Below are 16,129 nucleotides of genomic sequence, written 5' to 3' on the forward strand. Positions count from 1 at the left end.
CCTACACCGGCTGGGATGTATAAGGGTTGCGAACCGGGAGCAGTATGGGTGTTCACGACGTACCATGTGGCGTCGACACAGCGTTTCACCGACTCGTGTGCACACGCGTAGAAGAGATATATTCGGGTTTCCAGTCACACCATCGGCTCGTCATTTGAGACTCCCTGTATGTCCTGATTTCCCACGTGTGAGGCGTTCACAGCCGCAATCGAATCCGCTATCCTTTTACGATGGTATCGGCAACACATCGCTACAGTCTAGTGACGCGGCGCCGAAGCGTCTCGGCATGACCGTCAGCATACTCGTCCCGTCGTCGCTCACCCGTGAAGCCGAGGACAAACGCGAGGCAACTCGCAAACTCGGATACGTCGCCCGCGCGGCGACGATCTTTCGGGCTGATCGCCTGGTCGTCTACCCGGATCGGGAAGGCGAAACAGGCAGATTCGACGGCGGGTTCGTAAGCACCGTCTTGCGGTACGCCGCAACACCACCATACCTCCGAAACGAGGCGTGGGGGATGCGGGACGAACTGGAGTATGCGGGCATCTTGCCGCCGCTCCGCGCCATGTCACAGACCGGCTCCGAATCTACCGGTTCGGGGTCGTCAAGACAAGGAATCGTGACCGAGGTCGGACCTGAAGGGCGCGTCCGGGTCAATTGCGGCTTGCAACACCCGATCTCCCTCAACGTTCCTCCGAAAATGGAGGTCGACGAGGGGGAGCGCGTGACCGTCAGGATCTCTTCGCGACGACCGGTCCGAGCGAAACTCGAGGACAAACCCCTCCCGGGGCTGTCAGTCGAGCGGACGGACCTTTCCGCAGCACTCGGCCGTGAGGACGCTGGCGTCTGCATCGCCGCTTCCCGATTCGGTGAAGAGCTCACCGTCGGGCGGCTTGGGACGCTGGCCGGACGCATCGATCGTGACGGGCTGACTGTCGCGTTCGGTGCGCCCGAGAGAGGGCTGCCGGATATCCTCGGAATCGAGGCATCAGCTGTCAACGCGTCGTCGGGACAAGGCGACGCGGCCGAATCGTCCACTGGGGACGACACAGCCGATGACGGAGTCGAACCCACAGCCGATCCAGGGTTCGACCTCTGGCTAAATACGGTTCCGAATCAGGGCAGCGAGGTTGTGCGAACGGAAGAAGCTCTGTTCGCCACCCTCGCTCCCCTCTCACTGCAAGAGTGATAGAATGCCACAACCAAACGCACCACGCAAAGGCTCACTCGGGTTCGGCCCACGACAGCGGGCGACCAGCGAGGTCCCACGCTTTAACTCGTGGCCGGACGACGACGGACAGCCGACGCTCCAGGGTTTCGCGGGCTACAAGGCCGGTATGACCCACGTCGTTATGGTCGACGACAAAGCGAACTCGCCGACCGAGGGAATGGAAGAGACCGTTCCCGTGACGATCGTGGAGACGCCGCCAATGCGCGCCGTTGCTCTGCGAGTGTACGAAGACACACCGTATGGTATGAAGCCACTGACTGAGGTCTGGACCGACGAGTTCGTACCCGAACTCGATCGCGTGCTGGACCTTCCCGGTGACGATTACGATGTCGATGCCGCCACGGACGAACTCCGTGGCTACCTCGAAGAGGGACGCATCGACGACGTTCGCGTCATCACCCACACGGTACCGGGGGAGGTTCCCTCGATGCCGAAGAAGAAACCGGACGTGATGGAAACGCGCGTCGGCGGCGGCTCTATCGAAGAGCGCGTCGACTTCGCCCTCGAGACCGTCGAGGACGGTGGCGAACACGTCATGAACGACATGTTCCGTGCCGGCGAGTACGTCGACGCAAGCGGCGTCACGAAAGGGAAAGGGACGCAGGGCCCCGTCAAGCGATGGGGCGTCCAGAAACGCAAGGGCAAACACGCCCGGCAGGGCTGGCGTCGCCGCATCGGCAACCTCGGCCCCTGGAACCCATCCCGCGTCCGCTCGACGGTCCCACAGCAGGGACAGACGGGCTACCACCAGCGGACGGAACTGAACAAGCGCCTCGTCGACATCGGCGACGGCGCAGACGCGACGGTCGACGGTGGCTTCGTCAACTACGGCGAAGTCGATGGACCGCACGCGCTGATCAAGGGCTCGCTCCCCGGGCCAAACAAGCGTCTCGTACGCTTCCGCCCGGCGATCCGACCCGGAGACCAGCCGCGCCTCGATCCCGAGGTGCGCTACGTCTCCACCGCATCCAACCAGGGATAACACATGGAAGCAACAGTACGCGACCTGAACGGCGACGAAACGGGCTCTGTCGAGCTCCCGGCGGTCTTCGAGACCACATACCGCCCGGACCTGATCGCCCGCGCCGTTCGTGTCGCCCAGGCAAACCGGAAGCAGGACTACGGTGCCGACGAGTTCGCTGGCAAGCGCACGCCGGCTGAATCGTTCGGTAGCGGCCGCGGTATGGCCCACGTCCCACGCCAGGATGGACGCGCACGACGCGTTCCTCAGGCTATCAAAGGACGAAAGGCCCACCCACCAAAGGCCGAAAAAGACCAGTCCGAATCGATCAACACGAAAGAAAAGAAGTTGGCCGTCCGCAGCGCCATCGCGGCAACGACGGACGCCGAAATCGTCGCCGACCGTGGTCACGAGTTCGACGAGGACGCCGAGATCCCGGTCGTCGTCGACGACGAGTTCGAGGACCTTCAGAAGACGAAGGAAGTCGTCTCGTTCCTCGAGGCCGCTGGTCTCGAGGCCGACATCGAACGTGCCGACGAAGGTCGAAGCGTCCGATCCGGACAGGGGAAAGCCCGTGGCCGGAAGTACAAGACGCCGACGTCGATCCTCTTTGTCACCTCGAGTGAGTCCGGCCCATCCCGTGCGGCCCGGAACCTCGCTGGTGCCGATGTCACGACGGCTGCAGAGGTCAACGCAGAGGCACTCGCACCCGGCGCACAGCCGGGTCGACTGACTGTCTGGACCGAAAGCGCACTCGAAGAGGTGGCAGACCGATGAGTTCGATCATCGAACACCCACTGGTCACGGAGAAGGCGATGAACGACATGGACTACGAGAACAAGCTCCAGTTCGTCGTCAACCCCGACGCCACCAAACCCGAGATTCGCGACGAAGTCGAAGCTCGCTTCGACATCTCGGTCGCTGACGTCAACACCCAGGTAACGATGAAAGGCAAGAAGAAAGCGACAATCAAACTGTCCGAGGACGACGACGCTCAGGAAGTCGCCTCCCGGATCGGGGTGTTCTAAGAATGGGACGACGCATTCAAGGACAACGACGCGGACGCGGGACATCGACGTTCCGTGCCCCATCCCATCGCTACAAGGCGAAACTCGACCACAAAAAGGAAGAAGACGACGACGTCATTCGCGGGACGGTCGTCGACATCGAACACGACCCGGCTCGGTCCGCACCGATCGCCGCTGTCGAGTTCGAAGACGGCGATCAGCGACTCATCCTCGTTCCTGAGGGTGTCGCCGTCGGCGAGGAGATCCAGGTCGGTGTTTCCGCTGAGATCAAACCCGGGAACACGCTCCCGCTCGCGGAGATCCCCGAAGGGGTTCCGGTCTGTAACGTCGAGGCAAACCAGGGCGACGGCGGTCGATTCGCTCGCGCCTCCGGTGTCAACGCAGACCTGATTACCCACGACCGCAACGCAGCGGTCATCCAGCTCCCAAGTGGCGAGGTCAAGCGCCTCGATCCGCAGTGCCGTGCAACCATCGGCGTCGTCGCTGGTGGTGGCCGAACGGAGAAGCCGTTCGTCAAGGCAGGGAACAAGTATCACAAGATGAAATCGCGCGGGACGAAGTATCCACGCGTCCGTGGTGTCGCGATGAACGCCGTCGACCACCCATTCGGTGGCGGTGGCCGCCAGCACCCCGGCAAACCAAAGTCCGTCTCGCGGGACGCCCCGCCAGGACGGAAGGTCGGTGACATCTCGTCCCGACGCACCGGTCGAGGTGGCAACAAATGAGTCAGGAGTACCGAACCGGCCGTGAAGGTGAGTTCACCTACCGCGGCTACACGCTCGACGAGCTGCAGGAGATGGAGCTCGAAGAAGTTGCAGAACAGCTACCCGCTCGCAAGCGGCGAAGTATCAAACGCGGTCTCTCTGTCGAGAAGCAGAAGCTCCTCGAGAAGGCCCGCGAAAAAGACGAGGAAGAGACAGCGAACGCGCCGATTCGAACCCACCTTCGGGATATGCCGATCCTGCCGGAGTTCGTCGGCCTGACCTTCGAGGTCTACAACGGCCAGTCGTTCGAGCGCGTCCGTGTCGAACCCGAGATGATCGGACACTATCTCGGCGAGTTCCGACTGACCCGGACGTCCGTCGAGCACGGACAGGCCGGTATCGGTGCGACTCGATCCTCGAAGTTCGTCCCACTGAAGTGATCACCGTATGGGAATCAACTACTCAGTCGACGCAGACCCGGACACAACCGCGAAAGCGATGCTCCGAGAGCGTCACATGAGCCACAAGCACAGCAAAGAGGTCGCCCGCGAACTCAAGGGCCGTACCGTCGAGAACGCCCAGGCGTACCTCCAGGATGTCATCGACCAGAAGCAGTCGGTCCCATTCAAGTCCCACAACACCGGCGCGGGTCACCGCTCCGATATTGAGGGCTGGGACGCCGGCAAATACCCCGAGAAGGCCTCTGAAGCGTTCCTCGACTTGCTCGAGAACGTTGAGTCCAACGCGGACCACCAGGGCTTCGACGGCGCATCGATGGAGATCGCCCACGTCGCCGCCCACAAAGTCGGCGAATCAGTCGGCCGCAAGCCCCGCGCAATGGGACGTGCGTCCGCCTGGAACACGCCGCAAGTGGACGTCGAAATCGTGGTCGAAGAAACTGAGGACGACGAGGAAGATAACTAATGGCTGACGAACACCAGTTCATCGAAAACGGCCTCCAGCGGTCACAGATCGACGAGTTCTTCCAGGAAGAGCTCGGCCGCGCAGGCTACGGTGGCATGGACGTCGCCAAGACGCCGATGGGTACGCAGATCGTCCTCAAGGCCGAAAAGCCCGGGATGGTCATCGGCAAAGGTGGCGAGAACATCCGGAAGGTCACGACGGCTCTCGAGGAGAAATTCAACCTCGAGGACCCACAGATCGACGTGCAGGAGGTCGAAGAACCCGACCTGAACGCACGGATCGTCGCTGATCGACTGGCCAACGCACTCGAGCGTGGCTGGTACTTCCGGAAAGCCGGTCACACGACGATCGACCGCATCATGGAAGCCGGCGCACTTGGCGCCGAGATCGTCCTCTCCGGAAAGGTCACGGGCGCACGATCGCGCGTCGAGAAGTTCAACCGTGGCTACATCAAGCACAACGGCGAACCCGCCGAAGAGGTCGTCGACCACGGCCAGGGCGTCGCAGTGATGAAACTCGGTACCATCGGGGTCAACGTCAAGATCATCCCACCAGGTGCCAAGCTTCCCGACGACTTCGCCGTCTACGAAGACATGGACCCCGAGGAAGTCGTCCCTGACGCCGTCGAGGCCAACGAGGCAGAGGGTGTCGAGGAACTCCTCGAGGGCGAACCCGAAGCGGCCGAGGCAGCCGACGCCGGCGCCGAAGCTGCGGCCGACGAGGCCGTCGAGACGGACGCCGAGGATGACCTCGATGAAGACGTCGTCGAGGAAGTCATCGAAGCCGAAGTCGACGACGAAGAGGAAGTCGACGTCCCAGACGAGTCCCCAATCGAGGAAGACCTCGATGAACTCGAGGAAGACGTCGAAGCGGAAGCCGAAGAACTCGTCGCGGAGATGGAAGACGAGGACGACGAGGGAGGTGACGCCTGATGGCGATTCTCCACGTCGAAGAGATCCGCGACATGACGCCTGCAGAACGAGCAGAGGAGCTCGAAGAACTCGAGACGGAGCTGCTGAACCAGAAGTCCGTTCTCGCAGCCGGTGGTGCACCGGAGAATCCGGGCCGCATCGGCGAACTAGGTACCACCATCGCGCGGATCAAGACGATCCAGCGTGAGGAAGGCGACCTCGACGAAGAGTAATCGAACAATGGCACTGACACCTGAGACCCTGCCGCGACACGAACTCAATGGGCTCCCCGTGCGAGTCGTCGAGAGTGACGACGATTCGCGAGTGGGCCTCGAGGGCCGCGTCGTCATCGAGACGACCAACACCCTTTCCATCGAGATTCGGAACGGTGGCGAGTCTCGGGTCGTGATGGTGCCGAAGTCGGGCTCGACGTTCGAGTTCGCGATCACAGATGACGCCGCCGACTTCCCAAAGGAGTCGGGGACCATGTCCAAACTGGCCGACACTCAACCTGCGGGCACCGAGCAATCGGACGCCGCAGACAGCGCCGGCGAGGATGTGGCCTACGTTACGGTCGATGGCTCGCGACTGCTCTCACGCCCTGCCCGACGCACGGAAACTAGTGGTGATTCACCATGGCAATAGGACTAGACGTTGAAACCCCTCCGGAACCCGAAAACCCGGAGGAATACGACTACAAGACGTGTCCGTTCTACGGCGAGCTTCCCGTTCGAGGACAGATCCTCGAAGGGCAGGTCGTCTCGACGGACATGGACAAGACCGTAGTCGTCGAGCGAGAGTACGATGTGGCGGTTCCAAAATACGACCGCCTCATGAAACGACGCTCGCGCATCCCGGCACACGTACCGGGCGTGCTCGAGCCGCTCTCGGTCGGTGACTCGGTCAAGATCGCAGAGACCCGACCACTGTCGAAGACGAAATCGCACGTGGTCGTCGAAATAACTGAAGAAGCAACTGCAGCCGACGTCGCCGAGCTGACCGGCGAAAGCGAGCCGGACCCACAGCTTTCGGCCGACGACCTCGGCGGCAGCAACGAGGGTGATGAGTGATGGAGGCAATGAAAGCCGACGTCACCCAGGGACTCAAGAAAGGGTCGCTGGTCACGTGTGCCGACAACACTGGCGCACGCGAACTCAAAGTCCTCAGCGTCGCGGGCTACCACGGCACCAAGAACCGCCAGCCAAAAGCGGGACTCGGTGACAAAGTGACCGTTTCGGTCACCAAGGGTACGCCCGAGATGCGCCGACAGGTCCTCGAGGCCGTCATCGTCCGCCAGCGGAAGTCGATCCGCCGGCCAGACGGGACGCGACTGAAGTTCGAGGACAACGCGGCCGTCATCATCGACGAGAACGAAGAGCCCCGCGGAACGGAAATCAAGGGCCCGATCGCCCGCGAAGTCGCAGAACGCTTCGGAGCAATCGCAAGTACCGCAACGATGATCGTATAGACAATGAGCAAGCAACCACACAAACAGCGAAACCAGACGGAGCATGCGCCGCTGCACGAGCGAGGGAAGCAGCTCCACGCGACGCTGTCCGACGACCTCCGCGAGGAGTACGAGACCCGACGCACCCGTGTTAACGCGGGCGACACCGTCGAGGTCATGCGCGGAGACCACGCTGGAACGGAAGGCGAGGTCCTTCGTGCGATCCTCGAGGACGGGACAATCCACGTCGAGGACGTGACGGTCGAGACGGCAGACGGCGAAGAAGTGCCACGACCGCTTGCCCCCTCGAACGTCCGTATCACGGAACTCGACCTGGAAGACGAGCGTCGCGAGGCGCGTCTCGAAGGTGATACCGAATGAGCAACCACCAGAAACGACTGTCAGTACCGAAGTCCTGGCCGGTCGAGCGGAAGACTAACGTCTTCACGGTCAAGGCCGGTGCCGGCCCACACGGCAAAGAGGGCGTTCCGCTCGTCGTCTTGCTGCGGGACGTACTCGGCTACGTGGACTCGAAGAAAGAAGCACGATACGCCCTCTCCGAGGATGCAATCCTCGTCAACGGCGAGCCGATCAATGACGAACAGCGCCCAATCGGCATGTTCGACATTATCGCGTTCCCCGGCCGAGAGGAGTACTACCGCGTCTTCCCCGACGAAGGCGGCCGACTTGCGCTGACTGAGATCGACGAGGATGCTGCAGAAAGCCGCCTCGGCAAGATCGCAGGCAAACAGCAGGTCACCGGTGGGGACACGCAGCTGACGCTGCACGATGGCACGAACGTCATCGTCGACGACGGCAGCGAGTACAACACGAGCGACTCCGTCGTTGTCGACAACGACGACAAGTCGATCGTGGCTCACTTCCCATTCGAAGAGGGCGCACTCGTCACAGCCATCCGTGGCAACCACGGTGGCAAGATCGGCGAGATCGACGCGATCGACATCACGCCAGGAAGCGGTCCGAACACCGTCGGTGTCTCTACCGACGACGACGGATTCGAGACCATCCAGGAGTACGTCGTCGTGATCGACGAGAACTTCACGGGTGATGACGAATGAGCGAAGCTGACGTCGGCGAGTTCCACGAGATGCGCGAACCCCGCGTCGAGAAAGTCGTCGTCCACATGGGCGTCGGCCGCGGTGGCCGCGAACTCGGCAAAGCCGAGGACATTCTCGAGGAAGTCACGCAGCAAGAAAGCGTCCGTACCCAGGCGAAAAAGACCGAACCCGATTTCGGCATTCGTCAGGGCGACCCGATCGGCGCGAAGGTCACCCTTCGTGGCGACGAGGCTGCTGAGTTCCTCGAGACGGCACTGCCGCTTGCGGAACTCTCCGCGAAGCAGTTCGACGATACTGGCAACTTCAGCTTCGGTGTTGCAGAGCACACCGAGTTCCCCAGCCAGGAATACGACCCGAACGTCGGGATCTACGGCATGGACGTCACCGTCAACCTGGTCCGTCCAGGCTACCGCGTCGCAAAACGCGACAAGGCCAACCGTTCGATCCCTTCGAGCCACCGACTCACCCCCGAGGACGCAATTGCGTACCTCGAGGCGAACTTCGACGTGAGCGTGGAGGCAGACGATGAGTGAAACTGAAACAGACGTAGAAAGCGAGCGCACGGGCGAGCACGCCGCAAAGCGCACGGGGCAGGAAGCGGCCTGCCAGCGCTGTGGCCGCAAACAGGGGCTTGTCGGCAAGTACGACATCAACCTCTGTCGGCAGTGCTTCCGCGAGATTGCTCGTGACATGGGATTCAGGAAGTATCGATAATATGACTGGAAACGATCCACTCAGCAACGCGCTCTCGGGACTCGACAACGCCGAGAGTGTGGGGCATCTGACCCACGAGGTAACACCCGCCTCCAACGAGATCGGCAGCGTACTCGAGGTCTTCTACGACCGCGGGTACATCGACGGCTTCGAGTACGTCGACGACGGTAAAGCCGGTCAGTTTGAGGTCGAACTGAAAGGAGCGATCAACCAGTGTGGCCCCGTCAAGCCCCGCTACGCCGTTGGCGCAGAAGACTTCGAGAAATGGGAGAAGCGCTATCTTCCCGCTCGAGGCTTCGGTGCACTCGTCGTCACGACGAGCAACGGTATCATGAGCCATTACGAGGCGCGTGAGGAGGGCATCGGTGGTCAGGTTATCGCATACGTCTACTAACCATGCGAGTCGAACTGGAAATCCCTGACAACGTAACCGTCGAGACCGACCATCTCGATGTGACCGTCGACGGTCCGGAAGGCAGCGTTTCGCGCCGTCTCTGGTACCCTGACGTGTCCGTCGAGACAGAAGACGACACTGTGGTCATCGAAAGCGACGCCGAGGACGCGAAAACGAACGCGACCGTCGGCACCTTCGAGAGCCACATCACGAACGCCTTCCACGGCGTGACCGAGGGCTGGGAGTACAAGATGGAAGTCTTCTACTCTCACTTCCCAATGCAGGTCCGCGTGGACGGCGACGAGGTCGTCATCGAGAACTTCCTCGGCGAGAAGGCACCGCGACGCACGACTATCCACGGTGAGACGGACGTCTCCGTCGACAACGAACGCCTCGTCCTCTCCGGTCCGAACAAAGAGGACGTCGGCCAGACGGCGGCAGACATCGAGCAGCTGACCCGAGTCAGCGGCAAAGACACCCGTGTCTTCCAGGACGGGGTCTACATCACCGAGAAACCCGCGAAAGGAGGTGCCTGATAGATGGCAGACGAAGACCAAGCAAACGACGAGCCACAGGAGCTCGAGGACATCAGCGGCGTCGGCGAGAGCAAGGCAGATGCCCTGCGCGAAGCCGGCTTCGAGTCCATCGAGGACGTCAAAGAGGCCGACCAGGACGAACTGGCCGAAGCCGATGGCGTCGGGAACGCACTTGCGGCCCGAATCAAAGCCGACGTCGGCGATCTCGAGGTCACCGAAGAGACCGAAGCCGAGATCGAAGATGAAGGCGAAGCAGAAGAAGAGCCAGCCGAGGACGTCGAGACGGAACTCCAGCCCCGCGGGCTGACCGAGAAGACGCCCGAGCTTTCCGAGGAGGAAGAACGACTGCTCCAGCGCCGCCGTAGCGTCAGCAGTCCACAGTTCAACCGACAGGACTACCACAAGAAAAAGCGGACCCCAGAATCCTGGCGCCGCCCACGCGGTCAGCTGTCGAAACAGCGCCGTGGCGTCAAAGGGAAGGGGCCGAAAGTGTCGGCCGGCTACCGAACGCCCGAAGCCGTTCGAGGGAAACACCCAAGCGGCTTCGACGAGGTCTACGTCGAGAACACCGACGACCTCGACGGTGTCGACGGCGACCATCAGGCCGTTCGAATCGCATCCGCTGTTGGCGCACGCAAGCGCGAGCGGATCGAAGAACAGGCCGAGGAACAGGGCGTTCGCGTCCTGAACCCAACCTACGAAGAAGTCGAGGTGGAATCCAATGACTGATCTTTCCGCACAGAAGCGACTCGCTGCCGACGTCTTAGACGTCGGGCAGAACCGCATCTGGCTCGACCCCGAGGCCCAGGCGGACATCGCCGAAGCGATTACCCGCGACGAGATCCGTGAGCTCGTCGACGAGGGACGCATTCAGGCCGAAGACGCCAAGGGCAACTCCCGTGGCCGTGCCCGTGAGCGCAACGCAAAACGCGCTTACGGCCACCAGAACGGCCCCGGCAAGCGCCGCGGCAAGAAAGGCGCTCGCCAGAACAAGAAAGAAGAATGGCAGAACAAGATTCGCGCACAGCGACGGAAGCTGCGTGAACTCCGCGACAAGGGCGAGCTGACGCCCACGCAGTACCGCGAGCTTTACAAGAAGGCTGGCGGTGGGGAGTTCCGTAGTGTCCGGTATCTGTTGAATTACATTGACGAAACCTACGGTGACCAATAATGGCGACAGGACCACGATATAAGGTACCGATGCGGCGTCGCCGTGAGGTCCGGACGGACTACCACCAGAGGTTGCGCCTGCTGAAATCGGGCAAGCCCCGCCTGGTTGCTCGCAAGAGCAACAAGCATACTACGGCGCAGCTGATTACTCCCGGACCTCAGGGAGACGAGACGCTCGCAAGCGCACACTCGAGCGATCTAGAAGCGTACGGCTGGGAAGCACCCACAGGAAACATCTCTGCGGCCTACCTGACCGGCCTGCTGGCCGGCAAACGAGCCGTCGAGGCAGGTCTCGAGGAAGCAGTCCTCGACATCGGCCTCAACACGGCAACCCCCGGGAACAAGGTGTTCGCGGTGCAGGAAGGCGCAATCGACGCAGGCCTTGAGATCCCGCACAACGACAGCGTGCTTGCAGACTGGTCGCGTACCCGCGGCGAACACATCGCCGAGTACGCCGAACAGCTCGACGAGCCACTGTACAGCGGTGAGTTCGACGCAGCAGATCTGCCAGAACACTTTGACGACGTACGAGAGGCGATTCTCGAATGAGCAACTACAACGACAGTGGATGGGAACCCGTCACCCGTCTCGGTCGGATGGTCCAAGAGGGCGAGATCGACGATATGGAGACCGCCCTCAACTCGGGACTCCCGCTGAAGGAACCCGAGATCGTCGACCAGCTCCTGCCGGGGCTTGACGACGAAGTGCTGGACATCAACATGGTCCAGCGTATGACGGACTCCGGACGACGCGTGAAGTTCCGATGTGTTGTCGCGGTCGGTAACCGTGACGGCTACGTCGGCTACGCGGAAGGTCGAGACGACCAGGTCGGGTCTGCCATCCAGAAGGCGATCGGTATCGCGAAGCTGAACATCATCCAGGTGCCACGCGGCTCCGGCTCGTGGGAAGACCGCTCGGACCGGCCCCACTCGCTGACCCGTCGGACCACCGGCAAAGCCGGCTCCGTCGAGGTCGAAGTCATCCCTGCCCCCGAAGGGCTCGGACTGGCTGCAAGCGACACCGTTCGTGCCGTCCTCGAGCTGGCCGGCATCGAAAACGTCTGGACGAAGAGCCACGGAAACACTCGAACGACGGTCAATCTCGCGAAAGCGACGTTCAACGCACTCGAGAACGCCTCGCAGTCGCGCCATCCACAGCGTCGTCCCGACCGAGAAGAAGCCGAGGTGAGTGAGTGATGAAAGCGATCGTTCAGGTTCGTGGTGAAGTGAACCGCAAGCAAGACGTGCAGGACACGCTGAAGATGCTCAACATCCACAGCGTCAACCACTGCGCACTTGTCCCCGAGACCGACACGTACCAGGGGATGATCACGAAGGTCAACGACTACGTCGCCGTTGGCGAACCCGATGCTGACGTCCTTGAGACGGTGCTCGCAAAGCGTGCCGAGCCCCTCGAAGGCAAACAGTCGGACGTCGACGAGGAGTGGCTCGCCGAGAACACCGAGTACGACGACTTCGGTGCACTCGCCGAGGCACTGCTTGCCGAGGAGACGACGCTTCGTGAGGAAGGACTGTCGCCGACGCTTCGACTGCACCCACCACGCGGTGGCCACGACGGCATCAAGAAGCCGACTGTCGAAGGCGGCCAACTCGGAAAGCATACAACGGGAGAGATTAACGACCTCCTAGACTCGATGCGATAATCATGACGAGCAAAAAACGACGCCAGCGCGGATCGCGCACACACAGCGGCGGCACCCACAAGAATCGACGTGGTGCGGGCCATCGCGGTGGTCGCGGCCGTGCCGGGCGGAGCAAACACGAGTTCCACAACTACGAACCGAAAGGGAAACACGGCTTCAAACGGCCACAGGGCATCCGTAAAGATGTCGCAGAGATCGACGTCCAGAAACTCGACGAGGACGCAATTCTCTACGCCGCTGACGGCCAGGCCGAAGAAACCGACGACGGCTACAAACTCGACGCACGTGATATCGTCGAAGACGGCCACGAGGTCGACATCGTCAAGGTCCTTGGCTCCGGCCAGGTCCGCAACACACTCGAGGTGACGGCTGACGCCTTCTCCGCAGCTGCTGTGGAGAAACTCGAGAGTGCCGGCGGAGCGGCAGTTGTCTCGGAACGCGGCCAAGAGGCCGAGTCCGACGACGCTGAAGCCGAATCCGAACAGAACGAGGAATAACTATGGGATGGAAGGAAGCCGCTGAACCGGTCTTGACGCGGATGCCCGCGGTGCGCCGTCCAGAGGGGCACGTCCCCTTCAAGCGGAAGCTGGCGTGGACTGCCGGCATCCTCGTGTTGTACTTCTTCCTGACGAACATCTCGCTGCTCGGAAGTGCGGAAGGTGCAACCGACATCTTCGGCGAGTTCCGTTCGATCCTCGCCGGTGAGCAGGGATCGCTGATGCAGGTCGGTATCGGACCGATCGTCACCGCGAGCATCGTCTTGCAACTGCTCGGCGGTGCGAACCTGCTCGGTCTCGACACGGACGACCCACGAGACCAGGTGCTCTACCAAGGGCTGCAGAAGCTGCTTGTCGTCATCATGACGGCGCTGACTGCGCTCCCGATGGTGTTCGCCGGCGGCTTCCTGCCAGCTCAGCAGTCACTGACGCTTGGTGGCCTCGAGTTCGGCCACACACAGGTCCAGACGCTGATGTTCGCCCAGATCTTCGTTGGCGGAATCCTCATCCTGTATATGGACGAGGTCGTCAGCAAGTGGGGGATCGGCAGCGGGATTGGCCTGTTCATCATCGCCAGCGTGAGCCAGCGACTCGTCACTGGGTTCATCCAGCCCGATGCCGGCGGGTTCTTCTATGACTGGTACCGGATCATCACCGGGCAGGTCGAGATCGGCTCGATTGTTGCTGGTGACGGGCTGTACACGCTGTTGCTTCAGGACGGGCATATCATCGCCTTACTGACGACGCTGCTGATCTTCGGGATCGTCGTCTACGCGGAGTCGGTCCGCGTCGAGATCCCGCTCAGCCACGCCCGCGTCAAGGGTGCTCGAGGACGCTTCCCGGTGAAGCTCATCTACGCGAGCGTCCTGCCGATGATCCTCGTCCGTGCGCTGCAAGCGAACATCCAGTTCATGGGCCAGATTCTGAACAGCCAGTGGGCCGGGATGCCTGCAGCGCTCGGAACCTACACTGACGGCCAGCCAACTGGTGGGTTCTTCTACTACTTTGCGCCCATCTACTCACCTGACGACTGGATGTGGTGGACGGGTGCAGTCACCCAGGAAGCCTGGCAGGTGCTGATCCGCATCTCGATCGACCTGACGTTCATGGTCATCGGTGGTGCGATCTTCGCCATCTTCTGGGTCGAAACCACCAACATGGGTCCCAAGGCCACCGCCCGACAGATCCAGAACTCCGGGATGCAGATCCCCGGCTTCCGGCAGAACGTCGGTGTCATCGAGAAGGTCATGGAGCGGTACATCCCGCAAGTGACTGTCATCGGTGGCGCGCTGGTCGGCTTGCTCGCCGTCTGGGCGAACATGCTCGGCACGATCGGTGGCGTTACCGGAACCGGCCTGCTGCTGGCAGTCTCCATCACGTACAAGCTGTACGAGGAGATCGCCGAGGAGCAGATGATGGAAATGCATCCGATGATGCGCGAGATGTTCGGCCGCGAGTAACGGCTCGAACCGCTCTGCGCGTTGTTTCTGTATTTTGCACCGACAGCGCTGCCTCTCCAACCGCAACTGGCGGGTATCGTAGCGCGTGCACTACTTGCTCCTTACTCGCACGCACGTTGATTTGACGGAGACCAAGAGACAATGTGTTGTTGTTGGCAACCTGGTCGAAGCCGTGGCTCTAGTCGCTGCGTGCCGAGACGAGTGTCTAGAGTAGATCGCCGCGCACGGACTTCGCTGAACGAACCAGTTCGACGTGCGGATGTAGACACTCTTCTGGCGAGCCGTTCAGTCGACACACTCGTGCGCACTCGATCGCACGACAGCTGTGCGATCGGTGTGCAAACAGTTTCAGTTGTTACGATAGCTTGTCCATCGTCGCGACCCAAACCGCGACCGTGTTCGCTGCTGTCGACAACTCCTTGCTGTGACTCCCAATCTCCATTTTCACTCCTACACTGTTGGCAACGACTTGTTTGCTCGTTCACCGCTCTTTGAACGGCCTCGAGTCGACGCTGCACGGGAGTGGTCAGTGGTTACGATAACGTTTGTCTGATCGGCATAGACGTGCTGGACGGGTTATTCTGCCACACAGTGAACTGGCGCGTGACAGCGAATACGCACTGACGAGCGTAGTGAATCACGACAAACTGCCTCGAGTGCGGAAATCAGCTAGCGATCTTCTAATCGGATCTGCTGCAAAACTGAAGCATTCGTCGGTCGACGTTACTGGATAGAGTAACCAGCTGCGACGGTCAGCAGGAACACCATGAACACGGCAACGATCATCATGTAGCTGATCGCCCGTGGCTCCTCCCGCAGGTGCTGGTAGTAGCCAGCAATCAGGAGCGACTTGATGACTGCGAGGACGACAGTCCCGCCGATCGCTAGCTGTTCTGAAATTCCTATTTCGAAAAAGACGAACTTGGCGGTCCCTAACACCAGCAGCACGACGTATATGAGGGTGTATGTGCGAACGTCAGCCATTGGTCCACTATTCGAAAGTTGGCCACTTATACCTTCCTCATACGATCGATGGTGCCGGGCGATACGTGTCCTGGACAAACCAATTCGTAAATGCAAACGGAGGCCAACGTGATAGCAATGAGTAGACGGTCGATGTTCGTTCGCCGGACAGGTACTGCGTAGGTATGCTCTTCTCACTCACTGTCGCAGTTGGTGTTGTCACTGCGAGCAACGCCGCGGTTGGTCTCTCAGAACACGGTAGTGAGGTGTCGATTCCGACGCGGCTGTCTCTCATGCTGGGGGATTGGAGTGGTGGGGATGTCGTACTCCTGTCGATGTTTGTGACCGATCGCGCGCTCGTCGACCGCTTTCACGGCGAACTGGTCGGGTTTCTAATGGGGTGACTCAAGGCCGTTGCCTCGCTGGGAGGCGGCGTGGTAGGCCCTG

Annotated in this window: 27 protein-coding genes; 26 read left to right on the plus strand and 1 reads right to left on the minus strand. The window is 61.3% G+C overall.

The features are described from left to right. Positions 1-286: 286 nt before the first annotated feature. Genes ACERJA_RS00755 through secY form a run of 25 tightly spaced genes read left to right on the plus strand, consistent with a single transcriptional unit; the run spans position 287 to position 14,719 of the window. Positions 287-1,189: a putative RNA uridine N3 methyltransferase gene (locus ACERJA_RS00755; protein WP_006067752.1), complete on the plus strand. Its 903-nt coding sequence runs from the start codon at positions 287-289 to the stop codon at positions 1,187-1,189. Between the two features lie 4 nt (positions 1,190-1,193). Then, positions 1,194-2,213 (plus strand): 50S ribosomal protein L3, encoded by a 1,020-nt coding sequence (locus tag ACERJA_RS00760; RefSeq protein ID WP_006067753.1) that lies wholly within the window; start codon positions 1,194-1,196, stop codon positions 2,211-2,213. 3 nt (positions 2,214-2,216) lie between these two features. Beyond that, positions 2,217-2,969: a 50S ribosomal protein L4 gene (gene rpl4p / locus ACERJA_RS00765; RefSeq protein ID WP_006067754.1), complete on the plus strand. Its 753-nt coding sequence runs from the start codon at positions 2,217-2,219 to the stop codon at positions 2,967-2,969. Further along, on the plus strand, positions 2,966-3,220 hold the full coding sequence (locus ACERJA_RS00770) for a 50S ribosomal protein L23 (RefSeq protein WP_006067755.1): 255 nt from the start codon (positions 2,966-2,968) through the stop codon (positions 3,218-3,220). The genes rpl4p and ACERJA_RS00770 overlap by 4 nt, the downstream gene beginning before the upstream one ends. Before the next feature lie 2 nt (positions 3,221-3,222). After that, on the plus strand, positions 3,223-3,945 hold the full coding sequence (locus ACERJA_RS00775; RefSeq protein ID WP_006067756.1) for a 50S ribosomal protein L2: 723 nt from the start codon (positions 3,223-3,225) through the stop codon (positions 3,943-3,945). Beyond that, on the plus strand, positions 3,942-4,364 hold the full coding sequence (locus ACERJA_RS00780; protein ID WP_006067757.1) for a 30S ribosomal protein S19: 423 nt from the start codon (positions 3,942-3,944) through the stop codon (positions 4,362-4,364). Before ACERJA_RS00775 ends, ACERJA_RS00780 begins: the two co-directional genes overlap by 4 nt. Positions 4,365-4,371: 7 nt before the next feature. Beyond that, on the plus strand, positions 4,372-4,848 hold the full coding sequence (locus ACERJA_RS00785; protein WP_006067758.1) for a 50S ribosomal protein L22: 477 nt from the start codon (positions 4,372-4,374) through the stop codon (positions 4,846-4,848). Then, entirely contained in the window at positions 4,848-5,780 is a 933-nt protein-coding gene (locus tag ACERJA_RS00790) for a 30S ribosomal protein S3 (protein ID WP_373606459.1), read from the plus strand. The genes ACERJA_RS00785 and ACERJA_RS00790 overlap by 1 nt, the downstream gene beginning before the upstream one ends. Continuing rightward, the gene (gene rpmC / locus ACERJA_RS00795; RefSeq protein WP_006067760.1) at positions 5,780-5,992 is read left to right on the plus strand and encodes a 50S ribosomal protein L29; all 213 of its coding nucleotides are present in this window, start codon (positions 5,780-5,782) and stop codon (positions 5,990-5,992) included. The genes ACERJA_RS00790 and rpmC overlap by 1 nt, the downstream gene beginning before the upstream one ends. A gap of 7 nt (positions 5,993-5,999) precedes the next feature. Next, entirely contained in the window at positions 6,000-6,404 is a 405-nt protein-coding gene (locus tag ACERJA_RS00800) for a ribonuclease P protein component 1 (protein ID WP_006067761.1), read from the plus strand. Then, positions 6,395-6,829: a 30S ribosomal protein S17 gene (locus ACERJA_RS00805; protein WP_006067762.1), complete on the plus strand. Its 435-nt coding sequence runs from the start codon at positions 6,395-6,397 to the stop codon at positions 6,827-6,829. The genes ACERJA_RS00800 and ACERJA_RS00805 overlap by 10 nt, the downstream gene beginning before the upstream one ends. Beyond that, the gene (locus tag ACERJA_RS00810; RefSeq protein WP_006067763.1) at positions 6,829-7,227 is read left to right on the plus strand and encodes a 50S ribosomal protein L14; all 399 of its coding nucleotides are present in this window, start codon (positions 6,829-6,831) and stop codon (positions 7,225-7,227) included. The genes ACERJA_RS00805 and ACERJA_RS00810 overlap by 1 nt, the downstream gene beginning before the upstream one ends. A 3-nt stretch (positions 7,228-7,230) precedes the next feature. Next, positions 7,231-7,587 (plus strand): 50S ribosomal protein L24, encoded by a 357-nt coding sequence (gene rplX / locus ACERJA_RS00815; RefSeq protein ID WP_373606460.1) that lies wholly within the window; start codon positions 7,231-7,233, stop codon positions 7,585-7,587. After that, on the plus strand, positions 7,584-8,285 hold the full coding sequence (locus tag ACERJA_RS00820) for a 30S ribosomal protein S4e (protein ID WP_006067765.1): 702 nt from the start codon (positions 7,584-7,586) through the stop codon (positions 8,283-8,285). Before rplX ends, ACERJA_RS00820 begins: the two co-directional genes overlap by 4 nt. Next, entirely contained in the window at positions 8,282-8,818 is a 537-nt protein-coding gene (locus tag ACERJA_RS00825; RefSeq protein WP_373606461.1) for a 50S ribosomal protein L5, read from the plus strand. The genes ACERJA_RS00820 and ACERJA_RS00825 overlap by 4 nt, the downstream gene beginning before the upstream one ends. Next, a complete protein-coding gene (locus ACERJA_RS00830; protein ID WP_006067767.1) occupies positions 8,811-8,999 on the plus strand; it encodes a 30S ribosomal protein S14 in 189 nt (62 codons plus the stop codon). Before ACERJA_RS00825 ends, ACERJA_RS00830 begins: the two co-directional genes overlap by 8 nt. A 1-nt stretch (position 9,000) precedes the next feature. Continuing rightward, the gene (locus ACERJA_RS00835; protein ID WP_006067768.1) at positions 9,001-9,393 is read left to right on the plus strand and encodes a 30S ribosomal protein S8; all 393 of its coding nucleotides are present in this window, start codon (positions 9,001-9,003) and stop codon (positions 9,391-9,393) included. 2 nt (positions 9,394-9,395) lie between these two features. After that, a complete protein-coding gene (locus tag ACERJA_RS00840; protein WP_006067769.1) occupies positions 9,396-9,929 on the plus strand; it encodes a 50S ribosomal protein L6 in 534 nt (177 codons plus the stop codon). A gap of 3 nt (positions 9,930-9,932) precedes the next feature. Next, complete coding sequence (locus tag ACERJA_RS00845) at positions 9,933-10,658, plus strand: 50S ribosomal protein L32e (RefSeq protein ID WP_006067770.1); 726 nt, start codon at positions 9,933-9,935, stop codon at positions 10,656-10,658. After that, positions 10,651-11,100, plus strand: coding sequence for a 50S ribosomal protein L19e (locus ACERJA_RS00850; protein ID WP_006067771.1), 450 nt, complete (start codon positions 10,651-10,653; stop codon positions 11,098-11,100). Before ACERJA_RS00845 ends, ACERJA_RS00850 begins: the two co-directional genes overlap by 8 nt. Continuing rightward, positions 11,100-11,648: a 50S ribosomal protein L18 gene (locus ACERJA_RS00855; RefSeq protein ID WP_006067772.1), complete on the plus strand. Its 549-nt coding sequence runs from the start codon at positions 11,100-11,102 to the stop codon at positions 11,646-11,648. The genes ACERJA_RS00850 and ACERJA_RS00855 overlap by 1 nt, the downstream gene beginning before the upstream one ends. Continuing rightward, the gene (locus tag ACERJA_RS00860) at positions 11,645-12,295 is read left to right on the plus strand and encodes a 30S ribosomal protein S5 (RefSeq protein WP_006067773.1); all 651 of its coding nucleotides are present in this window, start codon (positions 11,645-11,647) and stop codon (positions 12,293-12,295) included. Before ACERJA_RS00855 ends, ACERJA_RS00860 begins: the two co-directional genes overlap by 4 nt. Next, positions 12,295-12,762 carry a 50S ribosomal protein L30 gene (locus ACERJA_RS00865; protein ID WP_006067774.1) on the plus strand — a complete coding sequence of 156 codons (468 nt, stop codon included), beginning with the start codon at positions 12,295-12,297 and terminating at the stop codon, positions 12,760-12,762. The genes ACERJA_RS00860 and ACERJA_RS00865 overlap by 1 nt, the downstream gene beginning before the upstream one ends. A 2-nt stretch (positions 12,763-12,764) precedes the next feature. Continuing rightward, on the plus strand, positions 12,765-13,259 hold the full coding sequence (locus ACERJA_RS00870) for an uL15m family ribosomal protein (RefSeq protein ID WP_006067775.1): 495 nt from the start codon (positions 12,765-12,767) through the stop codon (positions 13,257-13,259). Between the two features lie 2 nt (positions 13,260-13,261). Further along, a complete protein-coding gene (secY, locus tag ACERJA_RS00875; protein ID WP_373606462.1) occupies positions 13,262-14,719 on the plus strand; it encodes a preprotein translocase subunit SecY in 1,458 nt (485 codons plus the stop codon). Between the two features lie 723 nt (positions 14,720-15,442). Here secY and ACERJA_RS00880 read toward each other — a convergent pair. Next, positions 15,443-15,703, minus strand: coding sequence for a cytochrome C oxidase subunit IV family protein (locus tag ACERJA_RS00880; protein WP_006067778.1), 261 nt, complete (start codon positions 15,701-15,703; stop codon positions 15,443-15,445). Between the two features lie 164 nt (positions 15,704-15,867). Here ACERJA_RS00880 and ACERJA_RS00885 point away from each other — a divergent pair, with 164 nt between their 5' ends. Further along, positions 15,868-16,086, plus strand: a complete 219-nt coding sequence (locus ACERJA_RS00885) for a hypothetical protein (RefSeq protein WP_373606463.1) — start codon at positions 15,868-15,870, stop codon at positions 16,084-16,086. The last annotated feature ends 43 nt before the right edge of the window (positions 16,087-16,129 follow it).

Origin of the sequence: Natronorubrum sp. A-ect3 (assembly GCF_041821125.1) — an archaeon.
Lineage (GTDB): Archaea > Halobacteriota > Halobacteria > Halobacteriales > Natrialbaceae > Natronorubrum > Natronorubrum bangense.

Excerpts from the sequence above, each read along its gene's own strand:
- ACERJA_RS00755 (WP_006067752.1), top strand. The coding sequence starts at position 287 with ATGACCGTCAGCATACTCGTCCCGTCGTCGCTCACCCGTGAAGCCGAG.
- ACERJA_RS00760 (WP_006067753.1), top strand. The coding sequence starts at position 1,194 with ATGCCACAACCAAACGCACCACGCAAAGGCTCACTCGGGTTCGGCCCA.
- rpl4p (WP_006067754.1), top strand. The coding sequence starts at position 2,217 with ATGGAAGCAACAGTACGCGACCTGAACGGCGACGAAACGGGCTCTGTC.
- ACERJA_RS00770 (WP_006067755.1), top strand. The coding sequence starts at position 2,966 with ATGAGTTCGATCATCGAACACCCACTGGTCACGGAGAAGGCGATGAAC.
- ACERJA_RS00775 (WP_006067756.1), top strand. The coding sequence starts at position 3,223 with ATGGGACGACGCATTCAAGGACAACGACGCGGACGCGGGACATCGACG.
- ACERJA_RS00780 (WP_006067757.1), top strand. The coding sequence starts at position 3,942 with ATGAGTCAGGAGTACCGAACCGGCCGTGAAGGTGAGTTCACCTACCGC.
- ACERJA_RS00785 (WP_006067758.1), top strand. The coding sequence starts at position 4,372 with ATGGGAATCAACTACTCAGTCGACGCAGACCCGGACACAACCGCGAAA.
- ACERJA_RS00790 (WP_373606459.1), top strand. The coding sequence starts at position 4,848 with ATGGCTGACGAACACCAGTTCATCGAAAACGGCCTCCAGCGGTCACAG.
- rpmC (WP_006067760.1), top strand. The coding sequence starts at position 5,780 with ATGGCGATTCTCCACGTCGAAGAGATCCGCGACATGACGCCTGCAGAA.
- ACERJA_RS00800 (WP_006067761.1), top strand. The coding sequence starts at position 6,000 with ATGGCACTGACACCTGAGACCCTGCCGCGACACGAACTCAATGGGCTC.
- ACERJA_RS00805 (WP_006067762.1), top strand. The coding sequence starts at position 6,395 with ATGGCAATAGGACTAGACGTTGAAACCCCTCCGGAACCCGAAAACCCG.
- ACERJA_RS00810 (WP_006067763.1), top strand. The coding sequence starts at position 6,829 with ATGGAGGCAATGAAAGCCGACGTCACCCAGGGACTCAAGAAAGGGTCG.
- rplX (WP_373606460.1), top strand. The coding sequence starts at position 7,231 with ATGAGCAAGCAACCACACAAACAGCGAAACCAGACGGAGCATGCGCCG.
- ACERJA_RS00820 (WP_006067765.1), top strand. The coding sequence starts at position 7,584 with ATGAGCAACCACCAGAAACGACTGTCAGTACCGAAGTCCTGGCCGGTC.
- ACERJA_RS00825 (WP_373606461.1), top strand. The coding sequence starts at position 8,282 with ATGAGCGAAGCTGACGTCGGCGAGTTCCACGAGATGCGCGAACCCCGC.
- ACERJA_RS00830 (WP_006067767.1), top strand. The coding sequence starts at position 8,811 with ATGAGTGAAACTGAAACAGACGTAGAAAGCGAGCGCACGGGCGAGCAC.
- ACERJA_RS00835 (WP_006067768.1), top strand. The coding sequence starts at position 9,001 with ATGACTGGAAACGATCCACTCAGCAACGCGCTCTCGGGACTCGACAAC.
- ACERJA_RS00840 (WP_006067769.1), top strand. The coding sequence starts at position 9,396 with ATGCGAGTCGAACTGGAAATCCCTGACAACGTAACCGTCGAGACCGAC.
- ACERJA_RS00845 (WP_006067770.1), top strand. The coding sequence starts at position 9,933 with ATGGCAGACGAAGACCAAGCAAACGACGAGCCACAGGAGCTCGAGGAC.
- ACERJA_RS00850 (WP_006067771.1), top strand. The coding sequence starts at position 10,651 with ATGACTGATCTTTCCGCACAGAAGCGACTCGCTGCCGACGTCTTAGAC.
- ACERJA_RS00855 (WP_006067772.1), top strand. The coding sequence starts at position 11,100 with ATGGCGACAGGACCACGATATAAGGTACCGATGCGGCGTCGCCGTGAG.
- ACERJA_RS00860 (WP_006067773.1), top strand. The coding sequence starts at position 11,645 with ATGAGCAACTACAACGACAGTGGATGGGAACCCGTCACCCGTCTCGGT.
- ACERJA_RS00865 (WP_006067774.1), top strand. The coding sequence starts at position 12,295 with ATGAAAGCGATCGTTCAGGTTCGTGGTGAAGTGAACCGCAAGCAAGAC.
- ACERJA_RS00870 (WP_006067775.1), top strand. The coding sequence starts at position 12,765 with ATGACGAGCAAAAAACGACGCCAGCGCGGATCGCGCACACACAGCGGC.
- secY (WP_373606462.1), top strand. The coding sequence starts at position 13,262 with ATGGGATGGAAGGAAGCCGCTGAACCGGTCTTGACGCGGATGCCCGCG.
- ACERJA_RS00880 (WP_006067778.1), bottom strand. The coding sequence starts at position 15,703 with ATGGCTGACGTTCGCACATACACCCTCATATACGTCGTGCTGCTGGTG.
- ACERJA_RS00885 (WP_373606463.1), top strand. The coding sequence starts at position 15,868 with ATGCTCTTCTCACTCACTGTCGCAGTTGGTGTTGTCACTGCGAGCAAC.